The organism is Streptomyces sp. NPDC020845, from assembly GCF_044334165.1.
GTDB lineage: Bacteria > Actinomycetota > Actinomycetes > Streptomycetales > Streptomycetaceae > Streptomyces.
In genome coordinates, this window is sequence record NZ_JBIRSJ010000010.1 from 115549 (window position 1) to 141258 (window position 25710).

General features: G+C 70.1%; 26 protein-coding genes. 12 read left to right on the forward strand and 14 right to left on the reverse strand.

Annotated elements, in window-relative coordinates; all coding sequences use genetic code 11:
• Window positions 1-113 precede the first annotated feature (113 nt).
• Both ACH4U7_RS26525 and ACH4U7_RS26530 read left to right on the forward strand, forming a co-directional pair.
• Window positions 114-2441, forward strand: coding sequence for a heavy metal translocating P-type ATPase (locus tag ACH4U7_RS26525; RefSeq protein ID WP_398530340.1), 2328 nt, complete (start codon window positions 114-116; stop codon window positions 2439-2441).
• Window positions 2442-2606: 165 nt separating this feature from the next.
• Window positions 2607-3206 carry a hypothetical protein gene (locus ACH4U7_RS26530; RefSeq protein WP_398530341.1) on the forward strand — a complete coding sequence of 200 codons (600 nt, stop codon included), beginning with the start codon at window positions 2607-2609 and terminating at the stop codon, window positions 3204-3206.
• Window positions 3207-3312: 106 nt separating this feature from the next.
• On the opposite strand, the gene ACH4U7_RS26535 is transcribed toward ACH4U7_RS26530, so the two are convergent.
• From ACH4U7_RS26535 to ACH4U7_RS26550, 4 genes are all read right to left on the reverse strand, one after another.
• Entirely contained in the window at window positions 3313-4281 is a 969-nt protein-coding gene (locus tag ACH4U7_RS26535) for a ferritin family protein (protein ID WP_398530342.1), read from the reverse strand.
• A gap of 103 nt (window positions 4282-4384) precedes the next feature.
• Window positions 4385-5566 (reverse strand): S8 family peptidase, encoded by a 1182-nt coding sequence (locus tag ACH4U7_RS26540; RefSeq protein ID WP_398530343.1) that lies wholly within the window; start codon window positions 5564-5566, stop codon window positions 4385-4387.
• Window positions 5563-6276, reverse strand: a complete 714-nt coding sequence (locus ACH4U7_RS26545) for a hypothetical protein (protein WP_398530344.1) — start codon at window positions 6274-6276, stop codon at window positions 5563-5565. Before ACH4U7_RS26545 ends, ACH4U7_RS26540 begins: the two co-directional genes overlap by 4 nt.
• A 573-nt stretch (window positions 6277-6849) precedes the next feature.
• Window positions 6850-7737 carry an SDR family oxidoreductase gene (locus ACH4U7_RS26550; RefSeq protein WP_398530345.1) on the reverse strand — a complete coding sequence of 296 codons (888 nt, stop codon included), beginning with the start codon at window positions 7735-7737 and terminating at the stop codon, window positions 6850-6852.
• Between the two features lie 101 nt (window positions 7738-7838).
• On the opposite strand from ACH4U7_RS26550, the gene ACH4U7_RS26555 reads away from it, so the two are divergent.
• A complete protein-coding gene (locus tag ACH4U7_RS26555; RefSeq protein ID WP_398530346.1) occupies window positions 7839-8474 on the forward strand; it encodes a TetR/AcrR family transcriptional regulator in 636 nt (211 codons plus the stop codon).
• Window positions 8475-8669: 195 nt separating this feature from the next.
• Here ACH4U7_RS26555 and ACH4U7_RS26560 read toward each other — a convergent pair whose 3' ends face one another.
• Both ACH4U7_RS26560 and ACH4U7_RS26565 read right to left on the reverse strand, forming a co-directional pair.
• Complete coding sequence (locus ACH4U7_RS26560) at window positions 8670-10139, reverse strand: MFS transporter (protein ID WP_398530347.1); 1470 nt, start codon at window positions 10137-10139, stop codon at window positions 8670-8672.
• A 75-nt stretch (window positions 10140-10214) separates the two neighbouring features.
• Window positions 10215-10721, reverse strand: a complete 507-nt coding sequence (locus tag ACH4U7_RS26565) for a cupin domain-containing protein (protein WP_398530655.1) — start codon at window positions 10719-10721, stop codon at window positions 10215-10217.
• Between the two features lie 283 nt (window positions 10722-11004).
• On the opposite strand from ACH4U7_RS26565, the gene ACH4U7_RS26570 reads away from it, so the two are divergent.
• On the forward strand, window positions 11005-11220 hold the full coding sequence (locus tag ACH4U7_RS26570) for a DUF397 domain-containing protein (protein ID WP_398530348.1): 216 nt from the start codon (window positions 11005-11007) through the stop codon (window positions 11218-11220).
• Between the two features lie 69 nt (window positions 11221-11289).
• Here the strand turns inward: ACH4U7_RS26570 and ACH4U7_RS26575 are convergent, their stop codons facing one another.
• Window positions 11290-12429, reverse strand: a complete 1140-nt coding sequence (locus tag ACH4U7_RS26575) for a methyltransferase domain-containing protein (protein ID WP_398530349.1) — start codon at window positions 12427-12429, stop codon at window positions 11290-11292.
• Between the two features lie 439 nt (window positions 12430-12868).
• Between ACH4U7_RS26575 and ACH4U7_RS26580 the strand changes: the two genes are divergently transcribed.
• The 4 genes from ACH4U7_RS26580 to ACH4U7_RS26595 all read left to right on the forward strand — a co-directional run bounded on the left by ACH4U7_RS26580 (window position 12869) and on the right by ACH4U7_RS26595 (window position 17648).
• Complete coding sequence (locus ACH4U7_RS26580; protein WP_398530350.1) at window positions 12869-14128, forward strand: helix-turn-helix domain-containing protein; 1260 nt, start codon at window positions 12869-12871, stop codon at window positions 14126-14128.
• A 90-nt stretch (window positions 14129-14218) separates the two neighbouring features.
• Window positions 14219-14629, forward strand: a complete 411-nt coding sequence (locus ACH4U7_RS26585) for a hypothetical protein (RefSeq protein WP_398530351.1) — start codon at window positions 14219-14221, stop codon at window positions 14627-14629.
• Window positions 14626-16770 carry a tetratricopeptide repeat protein gene (locus ACH4U7_RS26590; protein WP_398530352.1) on the forward strand — a complete coding sequence of 715 codons (2145 nt, stop codon included), beginning with the start codon at window positions 14626-14628 and terminating at the stop codon, window positions 16768-16770. The genes ACH4U7_RS26585 and ACH4U7_RS26590 overlap by 4 nt, the downstream gene beginning before the upstream one ends.
• A 506-nt stretch (window positions 16771-17276) precedes the next feature.
• Window positions 17277-17648, forward strand: coding sequence for a ClpX C4-type zinc finger protein (locus ACH4U7_RS26595; protein WP_398530353.1), 372 nt, complete (start codon window positions 17277-17279; stop codon window positions 17646-17648).
• A gap of 59 nt (window positions 17649-17707) precedes the next feature.
• Here ACH4U7_RS26595 and ACH4U7_RS26600 read toward each other — a convergent pair whose 3' ends face one another.
• The 3 genes from ACH4U7_RS26600 to ACH4U7_RS26610 all read right to left on the reverse strand — a co-directional run bounded on the left by ACH4U7_RS26600 (window position 17708) and on the right by ACH4U7_RS26610 (window position 19883).
• Window positions 17708-18118 (reverse strand): RidA family protein, encoded by a 411-nt coding sequence (locus ACH4U7_RS26600; protein ID WP_398530354.1) that lies wholly within the window; start codon window positions 18116-18118, stop codon window positions 17708-17710.
• Window positions 18119-18235: 117 nt separating this feature from the next.
• Window positions 18236-18952: a VOC family protein gene (locus ACH4U7_RS26605; protein WP_398530355.1), complete on the reverse strand. Its 717-nt coding sequence runs from the start codon at window positions 18950-18952 to the stop codon at window positions 18236-18238.
• Window positions 18953-19043: 91 nt separating this feature from the next.
• Window positions 19044-19883 carry a nucleotidyltransferase domain-containing protein gene (locus ACH4U7_RS26610; protein ID WP_398530356.1) on the reverse strand — a complete coding sequence of 280 codons (840 nt, stop codon included), beginning with the start codon at window positions 19881-19883 and terminating at the stop codon, window positions 19044-19046.
• A 64-nt stretch (window positions 19884-19947) separates the two neighbouring features.
• Here ACH4U7_RS26610 and ACH4U7_RS26615 point away from each other — a divergent pair, with 64 nt between their 5' ends.
• On the forward strand, window positions 19948-20319 hold the full coding sequence (locus ACH4U7_RS26615; protein WP_398530357.1) for a DUF6204 family protein: 372 nt from the start codon (window positions 19948-19950) through the stop codon (window positions 20317-20319).
• Window positions 20319-21122, forward strand: a complete 804-nt coding sequence (locus ACH4U7_RS26620; protein ID WP_398530358.1) for an NAD-dependent epimerase/dehydratase family protein — start codon at window positions 20319-20321, stop codon at window positions 21120-21122. The genes ACH4U7_RS26615 and ACH4U7_RS26620 overlap by 1 nt, the downstream gene beginning before the upstream one ends.
• Before the next feature lie 43 nt (window positions 21123-21165).
• On the opposite strand, the gene ACH4U7_RS26625 is transcribed toward ACH4U7_RS26620, so the two are convergent.
• Window positions 21166-21573: a Pycsar system effector family protein gene (locus ACH4U7_RS26625; RefSeq protein WP_398530359.1), complete on the reverse strand. Its 408-nt coding sequence runs from the start codon at window positions 21571-21573 to the stop codon at window positions 21166-21168.
• Between the two features lie 192 nt (window positions 21574-21765).
• Between ACH4U7_RS26625 and ACH4U7_RS26630 the strand changes: the two genes are divergently transcribed.
• Window positions 21766-22404 carry a hypothetical protein gene (locus tag ACH4U7_RS26630; protein WP_398530360.1) on the forward strand — a complete coding sequence of 213 codons (639 nt, stop codon included), beginning with the start codon at window positions 21766-21768 and terminating at the stop codon, window positions 22402-22404.
• A 1-nt stretch (window position 22405) separates the two neighbouring features.
• On the opposite strand, the gene ACH4U7_RS26635 is transcribed toward ACH4U7_RS26630, so the two are convergent.
• Window positions 22406-23440 carry a helix-turn-helix transcriptional regulator gene (locus ACH4U7_RS26635; protein ID WP_398530361.1) on the reverse strand — a complete coding sequence of 345 codons (1035 nt, stop codon included), beginning with the start codon at window positions 23438-23440 and terminating at the stop codon, window positions 22406-22408.
• Window positions 23441-23517: 77 nt separating this feature from the next.
• The gene (locus tag ACH4U7_RS26640) at window positions 23518-24579 is read right to left on the reverse strand and encodes a methyltransferase domain-containing protein (protein ID WP_398530362.1); all 1062 of its coding nucleotides are present in this window, start codon (window positions 24577-24579) and stop codon (window positions 23518-23520) included.
• Between the two features lie 153 nt (window positions 24580-24732).
• Here ACH4U7_RS26640 and ACH4U7_RS26645 point away from each other — a divergent pair, with 153 nt between their 5' ends.
• Window positions 24733-24915 (forward strand): DUF6104 family protein, encoded by a 183-nt coding sequence (locus ACH4U7_RS26645; RefSeq protein ID WP_014176503.1) that lies wholly within the window; start codon window positions 24733-24735, stop codon window positions 24913-24915.
• A 12-nt stretch (window positions 24916-24927) separates the two neighbouring features.
• Here the strand turns inward: ACH4U7_RS26645 and ACH4U7_RS26650 are convergent, their stop codons facing one another.
• Entirely contained in the window at window positions 24928-25680 is a 753-nt protein-coding gene (locus ACH4U7_RS26650) for a 3-oxoacyl-ACP reductase family protein (protein WP_398530363.1), read from the reverse strand.
• Window positions 25681-25710: the final 30 nt, after the last annotated feature.

Below are 25710 nucleotides of genomic sequence, written 5' to 3' on the forward strand. Positions count from 1 at the left end.
TGTACGGAAGGCCCGGTTCCCGCGCGATGCGGGGCCGGGCCTTCCGGCTTCCGGGCCGGCGCCGAGATGTGATGGACCGGGCTCAGGCCGAGGATGGGAGCAGAGGTGCGCCCATGAACTACTTCGCCGCCGCAGGGCCGGTTCGCCGTTCGGCAGCCGCCGTCTCCGCGCGTCTGGAGCCGTCCCTCCTCGCCGTCACGGCAGCTGCTCTGACGGCCGGCGGTGTGGCCTGGGCCGTCGGTGCCGGCAGCCTCGCGGACCTGTTGTGGGGCCTGGGGACCGTGTCCGCCATTGTCCCGGCGGTGGGGTGGGTCGTGGCCGCGTTGCGGCGCGGTCGCGCGGGCGTGGACCTGATCGCGGTTCTGGCCCTCGGCGGCACCCTGGCCGTGCACGAGTACCTGGCCGGCGCGCTGATCGCGCTGATGCTGGCCACCGGCCGCACTCTCGAAGCCGCAGCTCAACTGCGCGCCTCCCACGATGTCCGGGCCCTTGTGGAACGCGCGCCGCGCACGGCCCGACGCCTCACCGACGCCGGGGCGCGCACGGTGCCGCTTGCCGAGGTGGAAGTCGGTGATCTGCTCGTGGTGGGCCCAGGGGAAGTGGTCCCGGTCGACGGCCGCGTGGAGAGCGCCATCGCCGTGTTGGACGAGTCGGTGCTCACCGGGGAGGCCCTGCACATCGAGCGGCCGAGGGACGAAGCCGTACGCAGCGGGGTGGTCAACGCGGGCGGCGCCTTCAATCTGAGGGCCACCGCCACTGAGCAGGACAGCGCTTATGCCGAGATCGTGAGGCTGGCTCGGCAGGCCGGTGCGGAGTCCGCTCCCGTGGTTCGCCTGGCCGACCGGTACGCGGCCTGGTTCCTGCCGCTGTCCCTGGCGGTGGCCGGGCTGGCCTGGCTGCTGAGCGGCTCCGCGGTACGGGCGGTGGCGGTCCTGGTGGTCGCCACCCCGTGCCCGCTGCTGCTGGCCGCGCCGGTCGCGATCGTCTCCGGCCTGTCCCGCGCCTCACGCCTGGGTGTGGTGATCCGCGGTGGCGGCGCGCTGGAGAACCTCGGCCGAGCCCGCACCGTGCTGCTGGACAAGACCGGCACCCTCACCGGCGGCCGTCCTCGTGTCCTTGACGTCGCTGCCGCACCGGGGTGGAAGCCGGCGCAGGTGCTGCGCCTGGCGGCTTCAGTCGACCAGTACTCCCCGCATGTGCTGGCCCATGCCATCGTCGACGCCGCCCGGGAACGCGGACTGGAGCTGCCCGTGGCGGCGGACGTCACCGAGGACCCCGGCCGGGGCGCCTCGGGCACCGTGGACGGGCATCGGGCGTCCATCGGCCGGATCGACACCGCGGGTACTGCGCCGTCCTGGGCCAGAGGCGTGGACAACCGCGCACTGCTCGACGGTGCGGCCGTCGCCTGGCTGACCGTCGACGGGCACGTGGCCGGCGCCGTCCTCCTGCGCGATCCGATACGCTCCGACGCCCCCAGAACCCTGCGCCACCTGCGGACGGCGGGCATCGAGCGGATCATAATGCTCACGGGTGACCGGGCCGAGCCCGCGCACGAGGTCGCCGCCGTCCTCGGTCTCGACGGCGTACGGGCCGAGCTCGGCCCCGCGGACAAGGTCGCCGCGGTCCGCGCCGAACGCGACCGCGCCGTCACCGTCATGGTCGGCGACGGCGTCAACGACGCCCCCGCGCTCGCCGCGGCGGACATCGGGGTGGCCATGGGCGCCCGTGGCTCCACCGCCTCCTCCGAAGCCGCCGACATCGTCCTGACCACCGACCGCGTGGACCGCCTCGCCGATGCCGTCGCCATCGCCGAACGCGCCCGGCGCATCGCCGTGCAGAGCGCGCTGGGCGGCATGCTGATGTCGCTCGCCGCCATGGCCGCGGCCGCCGCCGGTCTGCTCCCGCCCGCCGCCGGCGCCCTGCTCCAGGAGGGCATCGACGTCGCGGTCATCCTCAACGCCCTGCGGGCCCTGCGCGTCGACCAGGCGGCGCGACCAGCTCTCACCCCGGCCGCCGAAGCGCTCATCCACCGCTTCGCGGCCGAACACGACGACCTGCAGGACGTCCTCGAGGCGGTACGCGCCGCCGCCGACCGCCTCTCCGACAGCCCCGGCCCGAAGGCACTCGCCGCCGTCGAGGAGACGCACCGGCTTTTGACCGAACGGCTCCTGCCGCACGAGTACGCCGAGGAGCACCAGCTCTATCCCGCGCTCGCTCCCATGCTCGGCGGTCCCGAGACCACCGCCACCATGAGCCGTGCCCATACCGAGATCGAGCGTCTTTCCCGGCGTATCGCCACGCACCTGCACCTGGCCCACGCCCGCGGCGGCCTGGACGCCGGACAACTCGACGATCTGCGCTCCTGTCTCTACGGACTGCACACCGTCCTGCGACTGCATTTCTCCCAGGAAGAGGAGAGCTACTTCTCCTTGGCCCCATGACCCGAAGCGCCGGCGACAACCGACCGTTCAGCCGAGCTCATCGCCCCTGGGCACTGCTCCATACGCGCGCACGCCCTCCGCACCTCGACACATCTGCCACACAATGCCCGAAGCAATAGATATGTGACCGAACGCGCCTTGTGCGCGCCTGCCGGAGGAGATCCCGTGAATGTCGGGCTGATCAACGGCCTTCCCGGCCATCCGCTCTTCGTTCACGGCGCAGCGGTGCTGGTCCCGCTGACGGCATTGGCTCTCGTGATCTGTGCGCTGTGGCCTGCGGCGGCACGCAGGCTCAGCCTGGTGCTTCCGATCATGGGGGTGGTCACTCTTGTTCTGGTCGTGCTGACCACCGAATCCGGCGAGTGGCTGGAAGACCGAGTGCGGGAGACGTCGCTACTGGAGGAGCACGCCGAAATGGGCCCCAGTCTCACTCCATGGGCGATCGCCCTGCTCGTGCTGACGGTCGTCGTATGGCTGCTCGGCCACTTCGGCCTTCGCCGAGACCGAGAGCGCAGCGGGGAGGGGCGCAGGGGGGAGGGGCGCAGGGGGGAGGGGCGCAGGGGGGAGGGCGACAGCCCCACCGTGGGCGGGGCGTCCACGGTGGCCCGGGTGGCCTCTGCCCTGCCGGTGCGTGTCGTGGCGCTGGTGATCGCCCTGGTCGTGGCCGTCGGCGCGGTCATCCAGGTGTACCGGATCGGTGACTCGGGTGCGAGGGCCGCCTGGCAGGGCCGTTTCTCGACAAGCCGGTCCGGCCCCGGGCGGTAACGCGGCAACAGCCGCGTCAGGGGCGGTCCGGCCGGCCTGTGCGAGGCGTCGGCCGCCGGACCGCCTCGCGTGATGTGCGGCCGGTCTCCGGGTGCGGCCGAGGCGGTCAGTGCAGCCGGTTGAGTGCCTGCTGGAAGGCCGCCGCGTGCTTGGCTTCGTCGGCGGCGGTGTCGCGGAAGTAGCGCGCGGCGGCGGTGTCGCCGACCGCGGTGGCCCGCTTGGCGAAGCCCGGGTAGAGGACGGTGGCTTCGTTGCGCTCTCCGGTGACGGCCTTGCGCAGGTTCGTCTTCGTGGTGCGGACCAGACCGGCCAGGACCGCCTCGCCGGCGAAGTGCTCATGCAGCTCGACGCGGGCGGTGCCCTCGAACAGTCGGGCCAGCGCGATGTTGCCGGTCTGCCGCGCACGGGCGGCGAACAGCCTGTACTTGGCATGGGCGAGTGCCTCACCGTGCATCGCGGTGTCGAGGTTGGCCTTCGTCCGGTCGGCCTTCACCTTCGGCGGCCCCGCGGGCACCGGTACCATGTCGGCTTTCGGCGGCGCCGGGATGGTGCCGCGGCCGGTGGTCACGACCGTGAGCGCGGTGCGGTAGGCGCCGCGGTGGCGGCCTTCGTCCGCGGCGATCTCGGTGAACAGCTTGGCAGCCGCCAGGTCACCGTCCGTGCGGGCCTGAGCCGCGAAGCCGCGGTACATGACCTGGTGCTCGTAGGTCTCGCCGTTGATGGCCTGGCGCAGGTTGGCCGCGTTCGATCCGACCGTTCCGGCCAGGGTGGCGGCCTGGCGCAGGTGCTCGTTCAGCTCGGTCCGCGCCGTGCCGCGGAAGAGCTTGCCGACGGCCGGGTATGCCTGGCGGTCGGCTTCGACGGCGAAGAGGCTGTAGGAGGCGTAGGCGAACGCCTCCCCCTTCATGGCGGTGGCCAGGTCGGAGAGAGTCCGCGGGTGCACGGCCCGGGCGGCAGGGTGCGTGCCCTGCCGGTGACCGACCTCCATCGCCAGGGCCACGGGCGTGGCAGCCGGCGCGGCCGCTGTCAACGTGCAGAGGCCGATCACAAGCGTGCGTATCGAGTGGCGGAACATGACGTCCTCCTTCGGGGCGCTTCTGGGTGCGGGTGCCCCCTCCTCCTGCCACTCAGCAGGCCGCGTTCCTGCCGGAGCCCTCGCTTCCCACGCCCGCGCCGCCTCAGGCCGCGGCTCGTTGTCTCCTGCTCTTGCGGAACAGCAGCAGGCCCCACGTCACCAGCAGCACGCCACCGCCGGCCGCACCGAGGCCGATCGCGAGCATCTCCGTCTCCATCGGTGGATGGGAGATCCTGCTGGTGCCGGTGGGCGACGCGAAGTGCTTGGCGCTTCCCTTGTACGGCTTCGGCGCGGTGTCGACCTTCGGCGGGTTCGCCGCCGCGCGCACCGCGGCCGCGGCGTTGATCTGACCAGCACCGACGAACGCGTTGTGCCCGCCTGCCGGACGGTCGGCCGTGCGCATCAGGATCGCGCGGGTCTGGGCCGGGGTCAGGTCCGGGTTCTTCGCCAGCACCAGCGCGGTGACACCGGCGGCGAGCGCCGCCGCCGGGGAGGTGCCGTTGACCTGGCGGTAGCCGCCGTCCTTGTCGGCGCTGTTGATGTCGACGCCGGGGGCGGCGATGGTGTTGTGGGTACGCACCGTGGAGAAGTCGGCGCGCTGTCCGCCGGGCTTGGTCGCGGCGACGGAGATCACTTCCGCGTATCCCGCGGGGAAGTTGCCGTCGTTGAGCTCGTCTCCGCTGTTGCCCGCGCTGGCCAGTACGGTGACGCCTTTCTGCACAGCGCGGGCTATGGCTGACACTTCGGTGCCGTCCAGGTCGCCGAACAGGCCTCCGCCGAGGGACAACGAGATCACGTCGGCGTTGTTCTCCACCGCGAAATCGATGCCCTTGGCGAGCGGAGTGACGCCGTCCTTCAGACGCTCGAACTTCACTTCATCGCTGTCGTTGATCACCCGAGCCGTGATGATCTTGGCCTTGGGCGCGACCTTGAGGACGTCCGAGACCATGGCGGTCCCGTGCTCGCCGTACCCGGCGTCACCGGACTTGAGGCCGTCGGAGTTGTAGAAATCGGGGCCGATTTTGGTCACCCGGCCTTTGAGCGCCGGGTGGTCGGGGTTGATGCCGCTGTCCAGCACCGCCACGGTCACGCCCTCACCCTGGGTGACCCGGTGAGCGGCCGGCAGGCCGAGGGCCGCCGACTCCCAGCCGACCGGGGCGTTCTCGGCGGCCGCGGCGGGGACGGCGCCCCAGGAGAGAGCCGCGCCTATGAGGACCGTCAGGGCGGCACCGCTGACGGCGGCGTTGCGTATGGACCGGGTGGATCGGGTGGACCGGGTGCTCACCGCGGGTCTCCCATCTGCAGGCGATCGACATGGGCGCGGAAGAGACCGACGAGGTCTTCGGCGTTGGCGTGCCAGGACTCGTGGTCGGTGTCGTTGCCGCCGTAATCGCCCCACTCACCGGGCAGAACACCCGCGACGTAGCCGTCCACGGAGCCGATGCTGGCACCCAGGACGTACGGCAGGTTCTCGCCGTACGCCGCGGTGACGTAGGCGCCGTTGCGGTCCTTCCACTTGGCGGCCAGGGTGCCGGGCACCGCGTACGGGGCGACCGCGCCCTCGGTGTCACGCTTGTCCTCGTAGACCGCGACGACCTTCTCCTTCGGCCCGCCCTCGGCCGGGCCCTCGGGCAGCACCACGAGCGCGACCGTCGCGACCATGTTCCCGGTGGAGTCGACATATGTGGCGCGCAGGACCGCCTTGCAGCCATTGTCCTTGGCGGCCTTCAGGGTTTCGCGCGTGAGGCCCTTGTCGCAGTCGGTCTCCGGTGATATCCCGACGCGGTTCCACAGCGCTTGCTTACGGTCGTAGAGCCCGCCGTTGTAGCCACCACGGCCGCCGAGCGTCGCCGGGAACACCTTGTCCACCGGTTCGTCGCGCCACAGCACGTTGCCGTACTCGTAATTCGGCAGCTCCTGCTGGGCGTTGCTGTACGCGTGCGCGGTGAGCGCGCCGCCGCCGATGAGCAGCAGCGCTCCGACGGCAGCGAGCACCGAACCCAGCACCTTCCGGCCGCCACCACCTCCGGAACCCCCGCTCGGCGGGGGCTGCGGCGGCCAGGGCGCCTGTCCGGGAGGCGGGACGGCTATGCCAGGGGGCGGCACGGCTGCGCCCGGTGATGGGAAGGCGGCGCCCGGTGGTGGTGTGGGCGGCATCGGCGGCTGCTGAGGATACGGGTGAGGATGAGGGTACGGATTCGGATTCGGACTGCCCGGGGTGACAGGCGGCGGGTAGGACATCTGGACTCCCAATCCCCCCATAAAGACTTTCTGATGGGAGCGGCCGCCCTCCCCTAGCTGCGGAAATGCTCAGCTCACCGGCCCGGCCGCGACGTTCCCGGCGAGGATACGACAGGCGGTGGCGGCGGAAGGCGGTGGCCCTGGTCCTTTGGTTCTTGCCGGGGAAGTGGCCGTCCCCACGTCAGACATGGGCGACGGGCCGGGAGCGACCACGATCCCTACTCCAGAATCGCCTTCCGTCGCCACTGCGCTGGCGCTGGTTGTGCACGGCGCTCAGACGGCCCGAACGGCGGTGATATGGAGAGCGTCCCGATTCGGAGGTGTGCATCAGGCGCCTTCCTTGACGCCCGGCCGGTTGCGCTCCAGCCAGGCCGACAGCGACAGCGGCCGGCCGTATCGGGCCCAGACCGCGCTGGAGTCGACGACCTGAGGCTGCGTGTCGAGCACCACGCCCATCTGCATCTGCCGGGCAAGGACCTGGTTGAACGGCTTCATCAGCATGCTCATCGTCCGCAGCATGCCGAGCGGCATCTTGTTCTCGCTCCTGATTCGCGTACTCAGTGAAGCCGCGATGAGCTCGTTGACCTGGGTGAGCGTCAGCGCCTCGGGGCCGCCGAGGTCGGCGGACCAGCCTTCACCCGGGCGTACCGCAAGCGCCGCCGCCACCCGGGCGACGTCCGTGCCGGCCACCCACGACACCGCGTTGGCGCCCGAGCCGAGCACCAAGGCCTTCCCCTTCTTGGTGATCGGCTCTGCGAGCATTTCCACCCAGGTGTCCATCAGGTGGGTGGGCCGCAGGATCGAGAACGGCAGCCCGCTGGCGCGCAGCGTGCGCTCGACGTCGTACTTGAGGCGGAAGAACTCGACCGGGCTGTCGGCGCGGGCGCTTGCGGTCGAGAAGTACACGAAGTGCTCGATCGCGCTGTTCTGCGCAACGGCGATGAGGCTCGGGATGCCCGCGCCCTCAATTCCCTGGGGGCCGTTCGCTCCCTTTCCGCCACCTCCCTGAGCGGTGCAGACGATCGCCCTGGCGCCGGTGACGGCCCGCACGAGCGAGTGCCGGTCGCGCAGGTCGGCCGCGACGACCTCGACGTCCCCGGCGAACCTCGCCGAGGAGGGATCGCGGGTGGCCACGCGCACCGCGTGCTTTTCGTTGCGTAGCTGAGCCACGATCTGGCGGCCGATCTTGCCGGTACCGCCGAAGACGACGATCACGCTTCACTCCTTAACGACGTTCCGAGATCTACCATTGTTAGATATTAGAACGACGATAGGATGGGGCGTCAACGGGAAGAGCGTCAATGGGAAGGACGAAGGTGACGACCAGAGCCAAGCCCGCGCAGCCCGAGCAGAGCGCCAGCCGGAAGCGGCGCGAACGGGAGCGTCAGCAGATGCGCACGCGGCTGTTGGAAGCGGCCAGGGGCATCGCAGCCGAAGAGGGCTGGAACGCGGTCACGATCCGCCGCATCGCCAACCAGCTCGAATACACCGCGCCGATCCTCTACCAGTACTTCTCCAGCAAGGAGTCGCTGCTCATCGAGCTGATGATGGTCGGCTTCGCCGAGCTCACCGACCAGCTGAAGGTGGCCGCACAGGCCCCGGCACAGGAGCGGCTGGCCGCGATGGCCGAGGCGTACTGGACATTCGCGTTCGCCTCGCCCGAGCTCTACCAGGCGATGAACGGCATGGACGGGGTGCCGTTCGGGACCGCCGAAACCCCCCTCGAAGCCAAGACAGCCTTTCGGACGTTCCGCATCGCCCTGCAGAGCATCGCGGAAGCGAGGGACGCAGAGCTGGCCGACCCCGGCGGGGCGGTCGACACCGTCTGGGCCTTCCTGCACGGATGCGTGTCGCTGGCGATGGCCGGCAGGGTCGCGGGCGGAGGCGAACGCGCCAAGACGCTCATGCTGAACGCCCTGGAGCCGCTGTTCACAGCTCAGCTGCGGAGTTAGCCCGTGCTCGGCCCGCCACGTCTTCAGCCGTGCCCATGCCTGACGGACCCGCTGACGCCGCGACGCCGGAGCCGACCCACCCGGGTGGGGGCGGATCGAAGGTGTCGCCCGCCCGCACCTGTAGGCGACGGCGGCGGTGCCCGCCACCCGGTGTGGGTGGCGGGCGCCGCCGCCGTGTCAACAACCGTCACCACATCAGACATGGGCGACAGGCCGGGGGTCGACGACTCCCGTGGCACGCTCGGCCACCCGCTCCGGCGCGGGCCGACGCAGCCCCAGCGCGACCAGAGCAGTGACCACGATCCCCGCCGCCGCGACGAAGACCGCTGTACGCAGCCCATCCGTGGTGGCCACGCGCAGCGCCTCGCCGCGCTGCCCGTCGAGGCCCGCATTGGCGACCGCGACCAGCAGGGCGAGCCCCACCGCGCCGCCGACCTGCTGGCTGGTCGAGGCGACACCCGATGCGACGCCCTGCTCCTGGGGCGCCACCCCGAGGGCGGCGGCCCCGAACATCAAGGTGTAGCCCGCGCCCTGGCCAAGACCCATGACCACCAGCCCGGGGACCAGTGCCAGGTACGAGGCGTCGACGGCCATCGAGGCCCCGACCACCACCGTGCCCACCGCACCGACCGCCAGCCCCGCGATCAGCACCGCGCGAATGCCGTACCGCGTCGCCAGGCGGCCGGCGGTCTGCGAGCCGACCGCGATCGCGACCATGGGGACCAGGCACGCCAGCCCGGCGGCCAGCGCGTCGTAGCCGTGCACGCCCTGGAAGTAGCCGGTCAGGAAGTACATCAGCGTGCCGAACGTCCCCATGTACAAGAAGGTGACCACGGTCCCGACACTCAGATTGCGGTTGGCGAACAGGCGCGGCGGCAACAGTGGATCCGCGCTGCGCGACTCCACCGCCACGAACACCGCCAGCAGCACCGCGCCGGCAGCCGCCGAACCCAGCACGGCCGGCGAGGTCCAGCCCGACTCGGGCCCCTGCACCAGCGCGAACACGACGGCGGCGACCGCGACCGTGGAGGTCAGCGCCCCGGCGATGTCGAACGAACGGCCACCGGCGCGCGGGGCGTCCGGGGCGATCAGTACGTACGTCAGCCCGGCGGCGAGCCCCGCGAGCGGCACGTTCACGAAGAACACCGACGCCCAGCCGAACGCGTCGGTGAGCACACCACCCAGCAGCGACCCGAGGATCATGCCACTGCCACCCGCCGTTCCCCACACCGCGAACGCCCGGTTGCGCTCCCGCCCTTCAGGGAAACTCGTCGAGACGAGCGTCAGCGTGGCGGGGAACAGAAACGCCCCGCCGACCCCCTGTACGGCACGGGCCGCGACAAGCAGCGCCGGCGTCCCGGCCAACCCGCCGAGCAGCGAGGCGACCGCGTAAAGCCCAAGCCCCAGCGCGAACATCCGGCGCGGCCCGAACAGATCGCTCGCCCGGCCGCCCAGCAGCAGAAAACCGCCGAAGGCGACGGCGTACGCGCTGATCACCCACTGGAGGTCGGCGGCCGAGAAGCCGAGGCCGGAGCCGATCTCGGGGAGGGCGACGTACACGATGTTGTAGTCGATCGAGATGATCAGCTGGGCGAACGCCAGCAGAGCGAGGGTGAGGCCGAGCCGCCGGGGCGGCGACGGCACGGGGGTACTGGTGGAGGGCATGGCAAAGCCTGCTTTCGGCGTGTGTGGACGGGGGTGTGGTGAAGGGGTGGTGGGGCCGTGTCTCCCGGCCCTGGCTCAGTGCGTCGTACGGCGCCCGGCGAGCTCGGCCTGCCACACGGGGCTCTCGAAGTAGTGGTTGTCGTACGTCTCGGAGCTCTCGCGAATCTCTTGCACGCTTGCCTCGCCCCGGTACACGCGCTCCAGCAGCCGGTAGTAGTCAAAGCGGTGCAGCCCCGGCGTGAACACCACCAGCAGCTCCGCGGTGCTGTCCGCCGCCGGCGCGAACGCGTGCGGGACGGTCGGCGGCACCGTCAGGAAGTCACCCTTGCCGAGGGTGTGCACCTCGTCGCCGACCAGGATCCGCATCGTGCCGTCGAGCACGAAGAACATCTCGGTGGCCTTGGTGTGAAAGTGCGCCGGAGCCCCGGGTGACCCCTTCTCGAAGGTCGCCTTGTTGGCGGTGAGCGCCCCGCCGGTCACGCCCGCGTCGGCGAGCAGCGTGATCAGGCTGGTGGCGCCGTCCTGAAGCGTCTCGGCCTGCTCGGCGCGGACGAGGACGGGGGCGGTGGTGGTGCTGTTGATGTTCACGGTGGCTCCTAGCTGCTTGTGGCGGTTGTCCCCTTGACACCAACAAAGCTAGGTCGCCGAAAGACCCATCGGATGGTTCATTCAGGCGTCGATTCCATGGGTCAATTTGGCGGGCGGTGGCAGCTCCCCGGCCGTCGCGCGGGCCTCACTGTTGGATGCTTCCGTCGCACATCTATTACGCGATGGGTACCAGCAGACCTACCATTCGCACGGGCGTACGACCGTCGCCCAAAGATTCGACGGGGCTGATCCAAGCCGCCATGGAGGTCTGCGACTCATGCCAACCACCCCCGACCTGAGCACGGCTGTGTGGCGCAAGTCCAGCTACAGCGCCACCCAGGGAGGCTCATGCGTTGAGGTCGTCGACGGCATACCCGGGATAGTCCCGCTCCGCGACAGCAAGAACCCCGAGGGCCCGGCCCTGGTCTTCGAGTCCGCAACCTGGACCTCGTTCGTGCAGGCCGTCAAGCGCGGGGAGTTCCACGCCGCCTGAGCCCTGGATACGAGACACGGACACGCCGTGGCGTCGGCGTGTCCGTGTCCTGGTCGGGCCACCGCCACTTCAGAGGGGCAGCTCCCACTGATGGCCACGATCCGGGTCCATGTGCCATGCCACCTGCTGGTCAGCGGTCACCGTGAGCCCGAACTCGTACAACTCCGGATCCCCGGCCGCCCGCCACCACCGATACGCGCCCTCCACCTCCGCGAACAGGTCACGCGGGCCCCACTGTTGGGCACTGCCATCGCACACATACGCCCACGAGTCGGCTGTGGCGAACCACCACGCGTCACCGTCCCGATCGGCATACACACCGGGCAGCCGGAGACCCAACGCGAAGCGAGCGTGAAAGTTGTCGTCCATGAACGACAGGTCGAGATCGGTACGGCTGTCGCGGCTCTCCTCCCAGGACTCGGCGGTGTACACGCCCTTCAGCGGGAACTCCGGCCGCCGCTGACCCCGCAGATCCATGAACGACATCGGGCGCCCGAAGTGTCCGCTCGCGGAACGACCGTCCTCCGACACCCGCAAGCAGGCCATCCCATGAGGCTGCAGCGTCGTCTTCCACGGCGTGACGATCAGGCCACCGGCCCGGGTCTGCTCCACCCACGCGAACGGAACGCGGTGCAGCGACGCCGTGCACAACACCCGGTCGTACGGCGCCCCATCCGCCCAGCCGCGCTCCCCGTCGCCCGCCACCACGCGCGGCAGATACCCGGCTGCGGCCAGCCGTCGAACGGCCCCCTCCGCCAGCCCGGCGTCCACCTCGACCGACACGACGTTCGCCTCCCCGGCCCGCTCGCAGAGCATCGCGGCGTTGTAGCCGGTGCCGGTGCCGATTTCGAGCACCTTCAGACCGGGGCGCACATCGGCGGCGGCGAGCATGGTGAACACCGCGTTCGGGGCGCTGATCGAGCTGGTGGGCAGGGCTCCTCGCGCGTCCGCGTCTCCGCCGACGACCTGCCCGTCGTCCACCTGTGTGACCAAGGGGTGCAGCGGGTCGTACACCAACGCGGCCCACGTGTCCGGCTCGTCGGCGGCGCGAAGCGGTCGGTAAGCGTCCTCCCACCAAACCCATACGGTGTTGGGCACGAACGCATGGCGCGGCACCTTGAGGAAGGTCTCGCGCATCCAGGGCGCGGGAAACCCGTCCAGGCCGCCGATGATCTCGGCGGCCTGAACGCGCAGTTCATCGAGGGTCATTTGCGGTGCGTCCCGCCACCCGGCTTCGACACATCCGGGTGCTGACTGTCGCTGTCACTCGGCGACGGCTCCTTCGGCTGGGGGTTCGGGGCTGGTGGCTTTCCATGGCTACCCATCAGCTTTCCTTCCTTTCGTCGATTCCAACGCACGGCTCCAGGCGCCTCCCCGGTCCCGATGTCGGCAGCGCGGGCACTCGCATAGCGGCCAGACGGACGACAGGCTGAAGGGATCGCCGTAGGCCATCGGCGGGCACGACCACGAGCAGACACTCGTCCGCTTCCCCGTCTCGGGATTGACCTTGTACACCTTGATCGTCATCGCGGACATGAGATGGCGGCTCCGGACTGGTTCGGGCTGTCTTGCGTCAGATCCACCTTTTCGAGGGGTAGCCGTCGCCGACCAGCCCAGTTCCCTATAGCACCGCCCTATAGTCGAAACCATGGTGAACAAGTCGGCACCAGAACCCGCATCGAACTTGTGGACGCACCCCCGGCTGGCCGCCGCAGCCGGCGACGAGAACTGGCAGCAGGTCTTCCGGGTGTGGCGACAGCTGACGGGCACCAGCCAGACCCAACTCGGCGCGCTCGTAGGACTGGCGCAGTCAGATATCTCCGAGATCGAACGCGGACGGCGCTGCGTCACTTCGACAGAGGTCCGGCAGCGCATCATCGAGGGGTTGAGCATCCCAGTCGAGCTCTTCACCGGCGGTGTGCGACCGACTCCGACGCCCGTCCCCTCGCTCAGGTCCGACAGCCTTGCTCCCGATCCTGATCTGCTTGACCGGCTGACCAAAACCGTGGCATCTCCAACACGCGTCGACCACGCGACATTGGACTGGCTCGAACGCCTTCTCGCCGAGTATCGCCAGGCAGAGGACACGCTCGGGTCGAGGCCACTCATTGGCGTCGTGCGTCGGCAGTTGGGAACCGTGACAGATCTGTACGTCGGCGCGTCCGGCGAGTTGGCGACCCGTGTGGTGCGCCTCGCTTCGGAACACGCCCAATTCCTCGCTTGGATGGCAGAGGACCAAGGCAACGCACCGGCGGCCCTCGCTTGGTACGACCGCTCCTCCGACTGGGCGTTAGAAGCCCTCGACCACAACATGGCGGCTACAGCCCTCAGCATGAAGTCTCACCTCGCCTGGTCGGAGGGCAACGCTCGCCGTTGCATCGGACTGGCCCAGGCCGCAGGGAGGGCCTACAACGGAACATCTCTCGGCATGCAGGGCATGGCTGTCCAGATGGAGGCCCGTGGCCAAGCACTAAGCGGCGACGCGGACACCGCCCACCACTTGCTCGACAAGGCACAGCACCTCATCAACCGTGCCGCCGAAGAGCCCGAGAACGAGCCACCGTGGATGTACTTTTACGGGGAGAACTGGTTCACGCTGCAACGCGGCATGGCCGAGATGCACCTGCGTCGCTGGAATGCCGCCGCCGATTTTCTGCGTACTGGGATCAGCGCCCTCCCCGCACAATATCGGCGCGACCGATCCCGGTACCGCGCCTATCTTGCCCATGCCCTCGCCGCAGCCGGTCACTTCGAGGAAGCCACACACGCCGCTCTCGATTTCATCGCCGACGCCACGACTGTCAGCCGCCCCCATGCCTGGAACGAGCTGCACACCACCGCAGCGCTGCTCCTGCGGCGCGGCGCACCTCAAGCGCGCACCCTGGTCGACGCCTTGCGCGACTACTGATCCCCTCGACAGCCCCAGCTCCGCTGCATTTGCCCGGCTCGCTGGCTAGGCTGGGACGACGGAACAGCGGCTGGTTGGAGGGGCGAGTTCGTGGATCCGGAGATGGTCGCGCTGGCGGGTACGGCAGGGACGACCCTGGTCACCATGTTGACAACCGAGGCGTGGCAAAGCGTCAGAGAAGGCTTCGCCTCGTTGTGGCGTCGTGCTCAGCCGGACCGGTCCGACGCAATTTCCGCCGAGCTCGAAGCGACGCGCAGCGACCTGCTCGCCGCGCAGGCCGACGGCGACCTCGACTCCCGCGAAGAGCTGGGCGCAGAGTGGCAGGGGCGCGTCCGGCGGCTGCTCGCGGCCCATCCCGAGGAGATGGAGGCGTTGCGGACGCTGTTGAACGAACTCGCGCCGCACACGCTCGAAGTCCCATCGGTGACTCAGCATGCCACCGCCGCAGGTCAGGCCCGGGTCTACCAGGCCGGCCGCGACCAGAACTTCGGCCCACGATGAGCGGCCGCAATGACGCCTGGGCCGATGGCCAAGGTCGCGTCTACCAAGCCTCCGGTGACCAGCACATCACCGAGCACCACCATCACGCCCCCGAGTGGTCGGGGCCCGACTCCGTACGCCGCCCGGCGGTCGGCCGTGCTCCCGCAGTGCTTCGCGACCGAGTCGGGGAGATGGACCGGCTGCGGGCCGCCGTTGAACCCGGCGTCGGCAACCGCGTCTACGTCCTCCACGGCCTCGGCGGATGCGGCAAGACCGCGGTTGCCTATGCGCTCTTCCACCACGCCACCGGCGAGGCCGGTCGACTCGGGCTGTGGGTCAACGCATCCGACCCCGCCTCCCTACGCTCCGGCATGCTCGCCGTCGCAGCGGACCGCGGAGCCACCGATGGCGAACTGATGGGCGCACGCAGCGGACTGCGCCCGGCCGCCGACCTCGTGTGGCACTACCTCGACCACTCCGACGAGCCCTGGCTACTGGTCCTCGACAATGCCGATACCCCGGCCATCCTCCGCGACGGCGGCTGGCTGCGCACCAGTCCCACCGGCACTGTCGTCGTCACGACCCGACAAGCAGCAGCTCACTGGTGGCCTGGTGCCGAGCTCCTGCAATTCGGCGTACTTCCGCGCGAGGATGCCGCTCTCGTTCTCCGCGACCTTGCGCCACATGCCGGATCGGTCGAAGACGCCGCTGAGGTCGCCGACCGCCTCGGACGGCTGCCCCTGGCACTCACCCTGGCCGGCGGATTCCTTGCCCACCAGGTGATCGACCCATGGACTCTCGTGGACTACAGTCGCCAGTTGGACGGCGGCGGCTCCGGTCTCAGCCCCACCGATCCCATCGAGCTCATCGACCAGGGCGCCGCAGCCGTCGGCGGTGACTCGCGTCACCTGCTCAGCCACACCTGGCAGCTCTCCCTCGATGCTCTCGCCACCCAAGGCCTGCCCGAAGCGGGCCGCCTGCTGAGCCTCCTCGCTTGCTGGTCCAGTGATCCGTTGCCGCTGTCGGTTCTCTCCGGGGCCGAGCTCGAACCGACGCTCCCGGCATTCCGCGTGGAATCAGCGCTGCGCGGACTCCTTGATCACTCCCTTACCGAGCTCGTACCTGGGGAGATGCGCTGCCTACGCACCCACGGCGTACTCCTCGACAGCGTGGCCCGAACCACGCCTGCTGACCAGCGCGAGCAACTCACGGCCGCGGCCGCCCGCCTGCTTCTCGCTGTCTTGCCTGAGGTGCCTGACCGAGGCGCGCAGGAACCCCGGGTGAACCTGCTTGCGCCGCATGTGATCGCGCTACTGCGGAGAACAGCGAATTGGGCACCCAGCCAATCGACGGTGGAAGCTGCGGCGGAGTGCGCTCTTCGGCTCGTCACTGCTGTCCACAGGGCTGGCGACTATGCCTCAGCACTCACGTTGAGCAGTGAAGCTGTGGAGCTGGTGAATCCCCGGCTGGGCAAAGACCATGTGTTGGTTATCAGGTTGCGTCAGCGCGTGGCGCGGGCTCTTTTTCGACTTGGCCGATTCGAGGAGTCCGAGGCCCTGTACCTCAACCTACTGGAAGACTGCGAACGGGCGCTGGGTCCAGAGGCATCGGAAACTCACGGAACTTGCTTGAAGCTCGCCAGTCCCGTGATCAACCTTGACCGTGAAGCGGATGGCATCGCGCTGATTCGGCGCGCAGCAGAGGGGTACGCCCAACTATACGGACCTGTACATCCGTTGACACTTCTTGCACGGTCATCCCTGCTGGATCAAACCACACAGCCGACCGAGGCCACCGCAGGTTCGACCGTGGTCACGGATTGCCGTCGCGAGCTAGGAGAAGACCACACCATCACGCTGGGCGCGGAGCTCGACTATGCGTGCGCGCTCCATCACGGCGAGCGAAACACTGAGGCGCTACCATACGTCCGCTCGGCCTTTGCGAAGTACGTACAACGCTTTGGCTCTGATTACCCAATCGCATTGAACGCCAGATCAACGCTAAGCATGATTCTGGGCGCACTCGGCCAATTCACAGAGGCGCTCGAGCACGCGGAGGAACTTGTAGAAGGCCGGACCAGGGTACTCGGTCCGGCTCATCCCTGGACGCTGTTCGCCAAGGACCTCTTGGAACAATATCGACGCTCCCAAAGAAACGCCTGAGGGCGGCAAACCGCCATCCCCATTCATCTGCCCCCGAGTCACGCGAACCGTAAGCGGATTTGCGGTGGATACAGGACACGGACACGCCGTGGCGTCGGCGTGTCGCCGTCTCATATCCACCGCAAACTCATGCGTACCGCCGCTGGGCACCGAGCCGTGGCGCGCGCCCGAGTACCGACGGCCTACCCCGCCTGAACTCACCAACGACAGGGACGGTAGGCCCAGTTCCGGAGGTCAAAGGCGGGCACGCGGGGACCCGATCCGGCAGCGCGCGAGAGTTCGACGCGCCGCGCAGCGACCTGCTCGCCGCGCAGGTTCTGGTCGCGGCCGTCCTGGTAGACCCGGGATTGGCCGGAGGGGGTGGCGCACCAGGGCGTGTGCCCAAAGGCCGATTCCGGCGAGCCCACGCAGGTTTGCACGACTCCGGTTGTCAGGCACTTCCTGACGCTGCAAGGTCACGCCTGACGCCGTCAGGAAGTACCTGACACGGAGGGGAAGGTGATCGGATGTCGCCCGCGGCAAAAGAGTCCGTGATCGCGGCGTGCTCGTTCTGTCAGAAGCGGAACACCGAGGTCGGGACGCTCGTGCCCGGACCGGGCGTGTTTATCTGTGACGAGTGCGTGGCTCTCTGCTCGACGGTGATCGAGGGGAAGCCCGCGGAGGGCGGACCGCAACTCGCCCCGTGGGACCAGGTGACGAGCCCCGAGGCGGTGCTGGCGAGTCTGCCGCTGATCGCGGCTGCGGGGGCGCAGGTCGAGCGAAACCTCGCTCAATGGGTGCTCAAGGCGCGTGCGCTGGGAGTGACCTGGGCGCGCATCGGGGAGACGCTGGGGATGACCCGCCAGTCCGCGTGGGGGCGTTTCTCTGGCGAGGAATAGCTGGCTTCTTGCCCCTCGGCAAGCCGCGGCCACAGTGCCTCAGCCGTGAATCGGCCCCCTCAAGAATCGAGCACCGCGGCGACGGCCTCGATCTCGACGAGCTGGTCCTTATAGCCGAGCACGGTGACACCCATCAAAGTGCTGGGGACGTCATGGTCGGCGAACGAGTCCCGGACCACCTCCCAGGCGGCCACCAGATCCTCCTGCCGGGCCGATGCGACGAGGACCCTTGTGCTGATGACGTCCTGGAGTGACGCGCCGGAGGCCGCGAGAGCGGCCTGCATGTTCTCGACGGCCTTCAACGCCTGACCCGCGTAGTCCCCGATCGCTGCCGTCGAGCCGTCGTCGTTCAGTGGACACGCCCCGGCAAGGAAGATCAGGCGGGACTCGGCGGGCGCCGTGGCCGCATAGGCGTACTCGGCGACGTCGGACAAGGAAGCGGAGCGGATCAGCGTGATGGCACGAGCCACGTCGTCGGGTCCTTTCGCATCGAGTGTTGAACGCGGACATCCTGCCAGTGGCCCGCTGGAACCCGCCTTCCCTTTTCCGTCGCCCTTCCCTCTTCCGTCGCCCCTGGCGCCTCGGCGTTAGACCTTCCCCAGGTCGGCCGCGAGGTCCGCCGCGCGAGAGAGCTCGTCCGCCAGTTCCGTCCGCTCCGTTTCGGTGAGCGTGAGGGCGGCGGCATCGGCGAGATGGGTACGGGCCGTGGCGGGGTCGTCGAGTTGGGATGCGAGGTCGGCGCGCAGGATCAGGGCGCGGTAGTGCTCGGCGGGGCCGGACGGGGTCTCTTTCGCGAGGGCGCGATCGAGGATGCGGGCGGCTTGGGCGGGGTCCTCCTTGGAGATGCCGATCAGCCAGGCGTTGTGCACCGCGCGGGCGAAGGGCTCCTTCGGTGCGGGGGCGTGATCGAGGGAGGCGCCGGTGGGCTGGCCGATGCGGATGCAGTTGCCGCCGGGGTCGGTCATCAGGAACTGCCTCATGCCGTACGAGGTGTCCTTCAGCTGCCCGATGCGCGGGATGCCACGGGTCGGGATGCGGCCGAGGGTGGTCTTGAGCCGGGCCCGGAAGGTCTCGTACAGCTCATCGACCCGGTTGGTGGCGATGTAGCAGGTGGACCAGGACTCGGCCGGGACAACCGACTTGTTGCCGAAGAACTGCAGCTCGATGTCGTCGCCGTAGCTGAGTGCCGCATACGGGTTGGGGCGGGTCTGCAGGTGGTCCACGACGAAGCCGAGGCGCTCGTAGAACTCCACCAGTTCGGGGATCGACGGGCAGGGGAGGATGGGGATCATCTTCTCGACCATGCGCCAGACGGTAGGCCGCGGACCCCTTCTAGTCAAACTTGACTAGAAGGGGTTGCCGGCAGGCATACGGCCTGCCCTGGGGCAACGTCCGCTACCCGCCCACCACCACCCGCACCTCATCCACCAGCGCTCCCGCCCGGGCCACCCGCGCCCCCAACTCCCCCGCCCCGCCGCCCAAATCCCCCAGCAACGCTGCCGCCCGCCCCACGAACCCGGCAGGCGTGTCCGGCATCCCCGCCACCGCCGCCATCGCCCCCTTCTCGTTGAGACACCAGCGGCGGTGATGGGCGAACAGGGCCTGGACGAGCAGCCCAACTGCCCGCGACAAGCACAGCGAGACGTGCAGCACGTCACCGCGCCGGGCCGACTTGGCGGCGTTGGACACCAGGAAACCCGCCTCCCACACCGCCCCCGCCGTCAGCGCGTCCCGCAGCGGCTCCGGATAACGCCCAGCCTCGGCCCGCAACTCGGCCCGCAGCTCGCCCAGCTCCCCGCCCGGATCGGCCAGCACCCGCCCCAGGGCAACCTCGCCCACATAGCAAGGCGACCAGAACCCCAGCGGATGCCCGACCTGCGTCCCCACCTCGTACCGCCCGGCGCGACAGTCCTCCCACACCGTCCGCACGCGCTCCACGTCCCGCAGGATCCAGTCCACGGCCTGTCCGTCCACGTCCAGCCACGCCCCGCCGTTCACCCACGGCCCCCATCCACCCGGTCCCGCGACCTCCACCGGCCCGCCGGTCACCTCGGCCGCCAGCCCCCGCAGCCGTTCCACATCCAGCGGGCCCCGGTAGTACACGCCCAGGTCCCAGTCCGAGTCCGGCGCATGCTCGCCCCGGGCCCGGCTTCCGCCGAGCATGACCCCGACCACGCCCGGGACCTCCACCAGCCGCGCCGCCATGTCCTCGATCCCGATAATCCCGATCGTCATCGGCCCATCCTCCGCCGCGAAAACTCGGTGGAGCCACACCGATCCCGCTGCATAGGCTCGCGGGATGGCCACTCGTACGTTCCGTATCACCGTCCGCGGCGTGTTCGACGGATTGAGCAATGACCAGCGGTCCGAACTTCTGGCCCGCGCCGCCGAGCATGATGTGCTGCGCGCGGGGTTCACCCCGGAGGGGCATCTCAGCTACGACATCACGGCTCGGCCCGCCTTCACCTTCCGCTTCCAGGACTCGGGGCAGGCCGAGGAGGACATCCTGGACGCGACCGAGCGCGCCGAGGAGGCGGCGAAGGCGTGGCTGGCGGAGCGCGGCTACGGCTACAAGAACCTCAGGTCCGGCGCCGAGGATCTGTCCCAGGCGCCGCTGGGCAAGCGGCAGCGCCGCGAAGCCGCTCGCGCCGCCGTCCGGAAGGAGGCGTAGTGAGCCTGGGGACGGTAGCGGTCACGGGGGCTGCGGGGAACATCGGGTCCGTGGTGCGGGAGGCGCTGCGGGGCGAGGCGGAGCGGCTGGTTCTGCTCGACCGGGTGCCGCTTCGGCCGGAGGCCGGGAACGAGGAGGTGCACACCGTCGATCTGCGGGACGCGGCTGCCGTGGAGGCGGCGCTCGCGGGGACCGACCGGGTGCTTCATCTCGGCGGTGTGGCGGATGAGGCGCCGCTTCCGGCTCTGCTCGAAGCCAATGTGCTCGGCACACACCACGTCCTGGAAGCGGCGCGGCGCACCGGGATCGAGCGGGTGGTGCTGGCGAGCAGCAACCGCGCGACGGGCTTCTACCCGGCCGGGCATCTCACCGGGCCGCGGGAGCCGGCCCGCCCCGACGGGCTGTACGGGGTGAGCAAGGTGGCCGTCGAGGCTCTTGGGCAGTTGTACGCCGACAAGTTCGGGCTGTCCGTGGTGTGCCTGCGTATCGGCAGTTTCGAGGATGCGCCCACCGAGCCCCGGCATCTGGCGACCTGGCTGAGCCCGCGCGATGCCATCGGCTTCGTCCGGGCCGCGCTGACCGCCCCGGCGTCCACGCGTTTCGCCACGGTGTACGCGGTCTCCGGCAACACCCGCCGCTTCTGGGAGCTCCCCGACCCGGCGGTGCTGGACTACGTCCCCGTCGACGACGCGGAACGCCACGCCGACGACATCCCCGGCTCGGACCGCCCGGCCGACCCCGCCTCGCCCCAGGCCGGTTCGTACGCCCTGCCGGAGTTCACCCTCGAACACCTCCGGCCCTGACTCGCTCATGGCCACCCTGGGCCCCTCGCGGGCGACCACGTGCTCACGCCGCTGCGACGAGGACCGCCGCGAGAGCCAACAGCCCGAGCCCGGCGAGCAGACAGTCGACCGCGACCCGGATCAGACGGAACTTCCGCGTGGCCAGCTCGGCCATGAACCGAACATGTTCCACCTCGAAGCCGGAGGCCAGCCGCTCGCTCAGTTGGTCGTCGCTCAATGCGGCCCAGCTGGTCCAGTCGTTGCCCCCGACATGCGGGCGCACCGCGATCAGCAGGATCACGGTCGTGGCCAGCAGCGCGGCGGTGCCGAGGGCGCCGGTCACGACGGCCGGAACGGTCGGGTGGAGGTCGGGCGCCATGGAGCCCAGCGCCACGAGCGCGGCTCCGGCCAGGGCGAGGAGCAGGCTGGCTTTGGACTCGGAGCGGGCCAAGTCGGCCTGTAAGGACGTCATCGTGGCGGCGATACGGTCTTGCGCGCGGTCCGGTCGCAGGTCAGGTGCGGTGGTTGCCATGGGTGTGCCCTCTCGTGCCCTCTCCCGTCGCGTCGGCAGGTTCGTCGAGCGCAGTCCGTTGCGCACTCTGCCGCATGAGGGTACGAGGGTACGGCGGGTAGTCTGACCAGCGCAGTTGTCGAGGGGGCGCGCATGAACACCGGCCAGCACACCGGCCAGCCCACGGGCCAGCACACGGGCCGGCCGACAGTCCGGTTCGAACTCAACCACAGCGGCCCGGCTCAGGGCCGCCTGAGGAGGCGGCCCACCCACACCTGGGCCGGAACCGTGCCCGGTTATGGGCCGGTCGAGCTGGTGTGTCCGGCGGAGGAGGACCTGCTCCGGGAAACCGTCACCGCCTGGGTGTCAGGACACGGCATACCTCCCATGTCCTTCACCGGTATCGAGTTCCGCGACCTGCCGCGCATGGCCATGATGACCCTGACCGCCGACGCGTGGACGGGCAAACTGACCCGTCGCCACCTGGCGGTGACCGCGCGCGGGCGGGCGCTGCGGATCGCGGTCGCCGAGCGCTCGTACCGCTATCAGGCGCTCGGCAGCAAGCTCCGGCACGAGCTGCGGCGTGAGGGAGCCGTCGTCACGATGTCGCGCTCGGCGTGGCGGTATCCGGGCACCATCTCGGGTGCGGGGCAGGGGGGCTTCGACGGGTTGGACATCGGGCTGGCGATCCTGCTGGAGGGCGTCTACACGCGCAATCTCTCCCTCAGCGGCGCGCTGTATTCGTGGCCCGGACGGTTTCTGAGCCGGCTGGACGACATTCCGGATCTCTGAATCACTGCTGCCGCGCGTACAGAGCGGCCGCCTCGGCCGCCTTACGGGCCAGGGCCTGGCGGAGTTCGTCGGGGGCGAGGACTTCCGCGTCGGCGCCGAACATCAGCAGCGCCTCGGCGGCGCCGAGCGACCGGAAGCGCAGCTCGACCAACTGTCGTTCCGGGTCGTCCAACTGCCGCTCCGGTTCAGCCAACTGCCGTTCCGGATCGCCGCTGTCCGCTTCCGCGGCGGGCCGCAGGGCGTCAGGGGCTGGGGCCAGATCGGCTTCGTGGATGCGCAGGAATCTGGCCAGGATCTCCCGCCGGACGCCGACCGTGACGGAGACGGGGGCGGGGATGTCGTCGATGCGGCGGCGGAGGGTGTTCCATACGTCGGTCAGCTCCAGGCCGTCGCGCCGCTGGGCGGGCTGGTCGAGGACGGTGGCGGATACGGTGCGGTCGGCACGGAAGAGCTGGGGCTCGCCGCGGTGGTCGGCGACGAGGTACCAGACGTCGGCCTTGCTGACCAGCCCGTAAGGATCGAGGGTGTACGAGCGGACGCGGCTGTCGCGGCCGTGCCGGTAGCGCAGCCGCAGACGCCGGTCGGTGAACACGGCCTGCTGGAGTACGGCCAGGTCGGCTCCCGGGCGCGAGGGGCGGCCGCGCCAGCGGGCGGGGTCGATCAGGATGCGGCGGCTGGTCAGGTCCGCGTCCGGCCGGTGCGGGGCGGGCAGGGCGGCCATGATCTTGCGCAGCGCGGACCCGATCGCCTGCCCCAGGCCCAGATCGGCGTGGGCGCGGCCGGCCAGCAGTACGAACAGGGCGCGGGCCTCGTCAGCGGTCAGCCCGGTGACGTCCGTGCGGAAGCCGGGCAGCAGGGCGATGCCGCCCTGCGGCCCGCGCGTGGTGTAGACGGGCACACCGGCCGCCGACAGCGCCTCGACGTCCCGCATGATCGTGCGGACCGACACCTCCATGCGCTCGGCCAGCGCGCCGGCGGGCAGCTGTCCGTGGGTCTGCAACAGCAGCATGATCGAGAGCAGTCGGTCGGATTTCATGGCTTCAAGAATCCCTGCGGTATATGACGCAATCTGTCATATACCGCGCCCAGGATCCATACTGCCCCCAGGATCCACTACGCCGAAGCCTCAGCCGAAGGACCCTCCCCCACCTCCGCCACCACCACGTACAGCGTCACCGCCGCGAAGAACGGCCCCTCGGCAAGGTGGTCGAGAAAACGCCGCGCCGCCTCCTCACTGAAGTACCCGGCCGCCGCCGCACGCTCCGCGTTGCGCTGGAAGCCGAGGATCCGGTCGGCCGACCGTACGTCGCGGAAGACGGAGGTGACCGGGACGACCGTCGGCACCGCGAAACCGGCCTCCGTTGCGAGCCGGGGCAGCTGGCGGCCGATCACGGCGTTGCGGACGATCCGGTCGGTGATGTGGCGGGTGTACGCGCGGGAGATCTCGGGGTCGGGGTGGTCGACGGCCAGCGAGTCCCAGTCGGGCTCGGCCATCACCAGCCGCCCGCCCGGCCGCAGCACGCGCCGCGCCTCGGCGAGGACCTGGGCCGGGTCCGTGACGTGCTGGAGGGTCCGGTCGGTGCGGGCGCGGTCGACGCTCGCGTCCGCGAGGGGGAGGTCGTGGGCGTCGCCGAGCCGTACGTCCACGGCGGGGCGGTCCGCCGTACGTCCGCGCGCCCGGTCCACCATCTCCGGGTCGGTGTCGATGCCGATCACCGCCCCGGACGGGGTGACCGCCTCGGCGAGGGCGGCCAGATCGGTGCCGGGGCCGCAGCCCATGTCGAGCGCGGTGTGGCCGGGGCGGATGTCCAGCGCGTCAAGCACGAGCTGCTTGTACGAGCGGCCGACGTCGGTCCCGGCCAGCCGGTCGAGATAGCCGATCCGGTCGGGCACCGCCGCCTCGAACATCCGGTCCGTGACCTCGGCCATGGACCGCAACTCCCGCTCCAGCACCTCGCGCCCCTTGGCCGTCAGCCGCACCGGGCGCTGGCGGCCCTCCCCGGCCAGGGGCTCGATCAGCTCCTTGTCCTCCAGGCGCGTCAGGGCTCCGTAGAGGCTGCCGGGGCCGAGGCGTTCGCCCGACAGCTTCTCAATGGCCGCGTTGATGGCGTAGCCGTGCAGGGGTCCATCGGCCAGGGTGCAGAGCACCAGCATCTGGGCGTCATTGGTGCGCATGAGGCTCCTCGTCTCCGGCGAACAGGGCGCGCTTCGCGCCCAACGCCCATACTACGCACTGCGTACTACGCGATGCGTAGTATTCGCCGGAACCAGGCCCGGGCCGCTCTATCCTGGGCCCGTACGCCCCTCAACCCGATCCGGAGCGACCCCTTGTACTTCACCGACCGCGGCATCGAGGAACTGGAGAAGCGGCGCGGCGAGGAGGAGATCACCTTCGAGTGGCTCGCCGAGCAGCTGCGCACATTCGTGGACCTGAACCCGGACTTCGAGGTCCCGGTGGAGCGGCTTGCGACCTGGCTCGCCCGGCTCGACGACGAGGACGAAGATGAGTAGTCGGGTAGCCGATCAGGCCGTATAGCCGCCGTCGACGTTGATCGTGGCGCCCGTGACGTAACCGGCGTCCGGCCCCGCCAGATAGGCGACGAGGCCGGCCACCTCGTCGGCCGTGCCGTACCGGCCCACCGCGAGGTGCGGGAGAGCGGACTCCGCCCACGGCCCGTCGGCCGGGTTCATGTCGGTGTCCACCGGACCGGGCTGGACGTTGTTGACGGTGATCCCGCGGGCGGCGACGTCGCGGGCCAGCCCGCGGGTGAAGCCCGCCACCCCGGCCTTGGTCAGCGCGTAGAGGCTGCCGCCGGCGAAGGGGACGCGTTCGGCGTTGACGCTGCCGATCATGATGACGCGGCCGCCGTCGCCGATGTGGCGCAGCGCCTCCTGAGTGGCGGTGAAGACGGCGCGCAGATTCACGGCGGTGACAAGGTCGTAGTCGGCGTCGGTCAGCTCCTCGATCGGCCGCATGACGCCGACCCCGGCGTTGTTGACCAGGATGTCCAGCCGCCCGAACTTCTCGACGACCTCGGCGATGGCGGACCGCAGCGCCGCGCGGTCCGCGACGTCCACCCGCACCGCCATCGCCTGACCGCCGTCCGCGATCAGCGACTTGACCAGGGCCTCCGCCCGATCCGCCGCGGCGACGTAGGTCACCGCGACCGTGGCGCCCTCCTCCGCGAGCCGGCGCGCGACGCCCGCACCGATCCCCCGCGAACCGCCGGTGACGATCGCCACCTTGCCGCTCAGCCTCCGCGCCGCCTGTGCCATCGGAATCACTCCCTGAGGTATTTCTTGAAT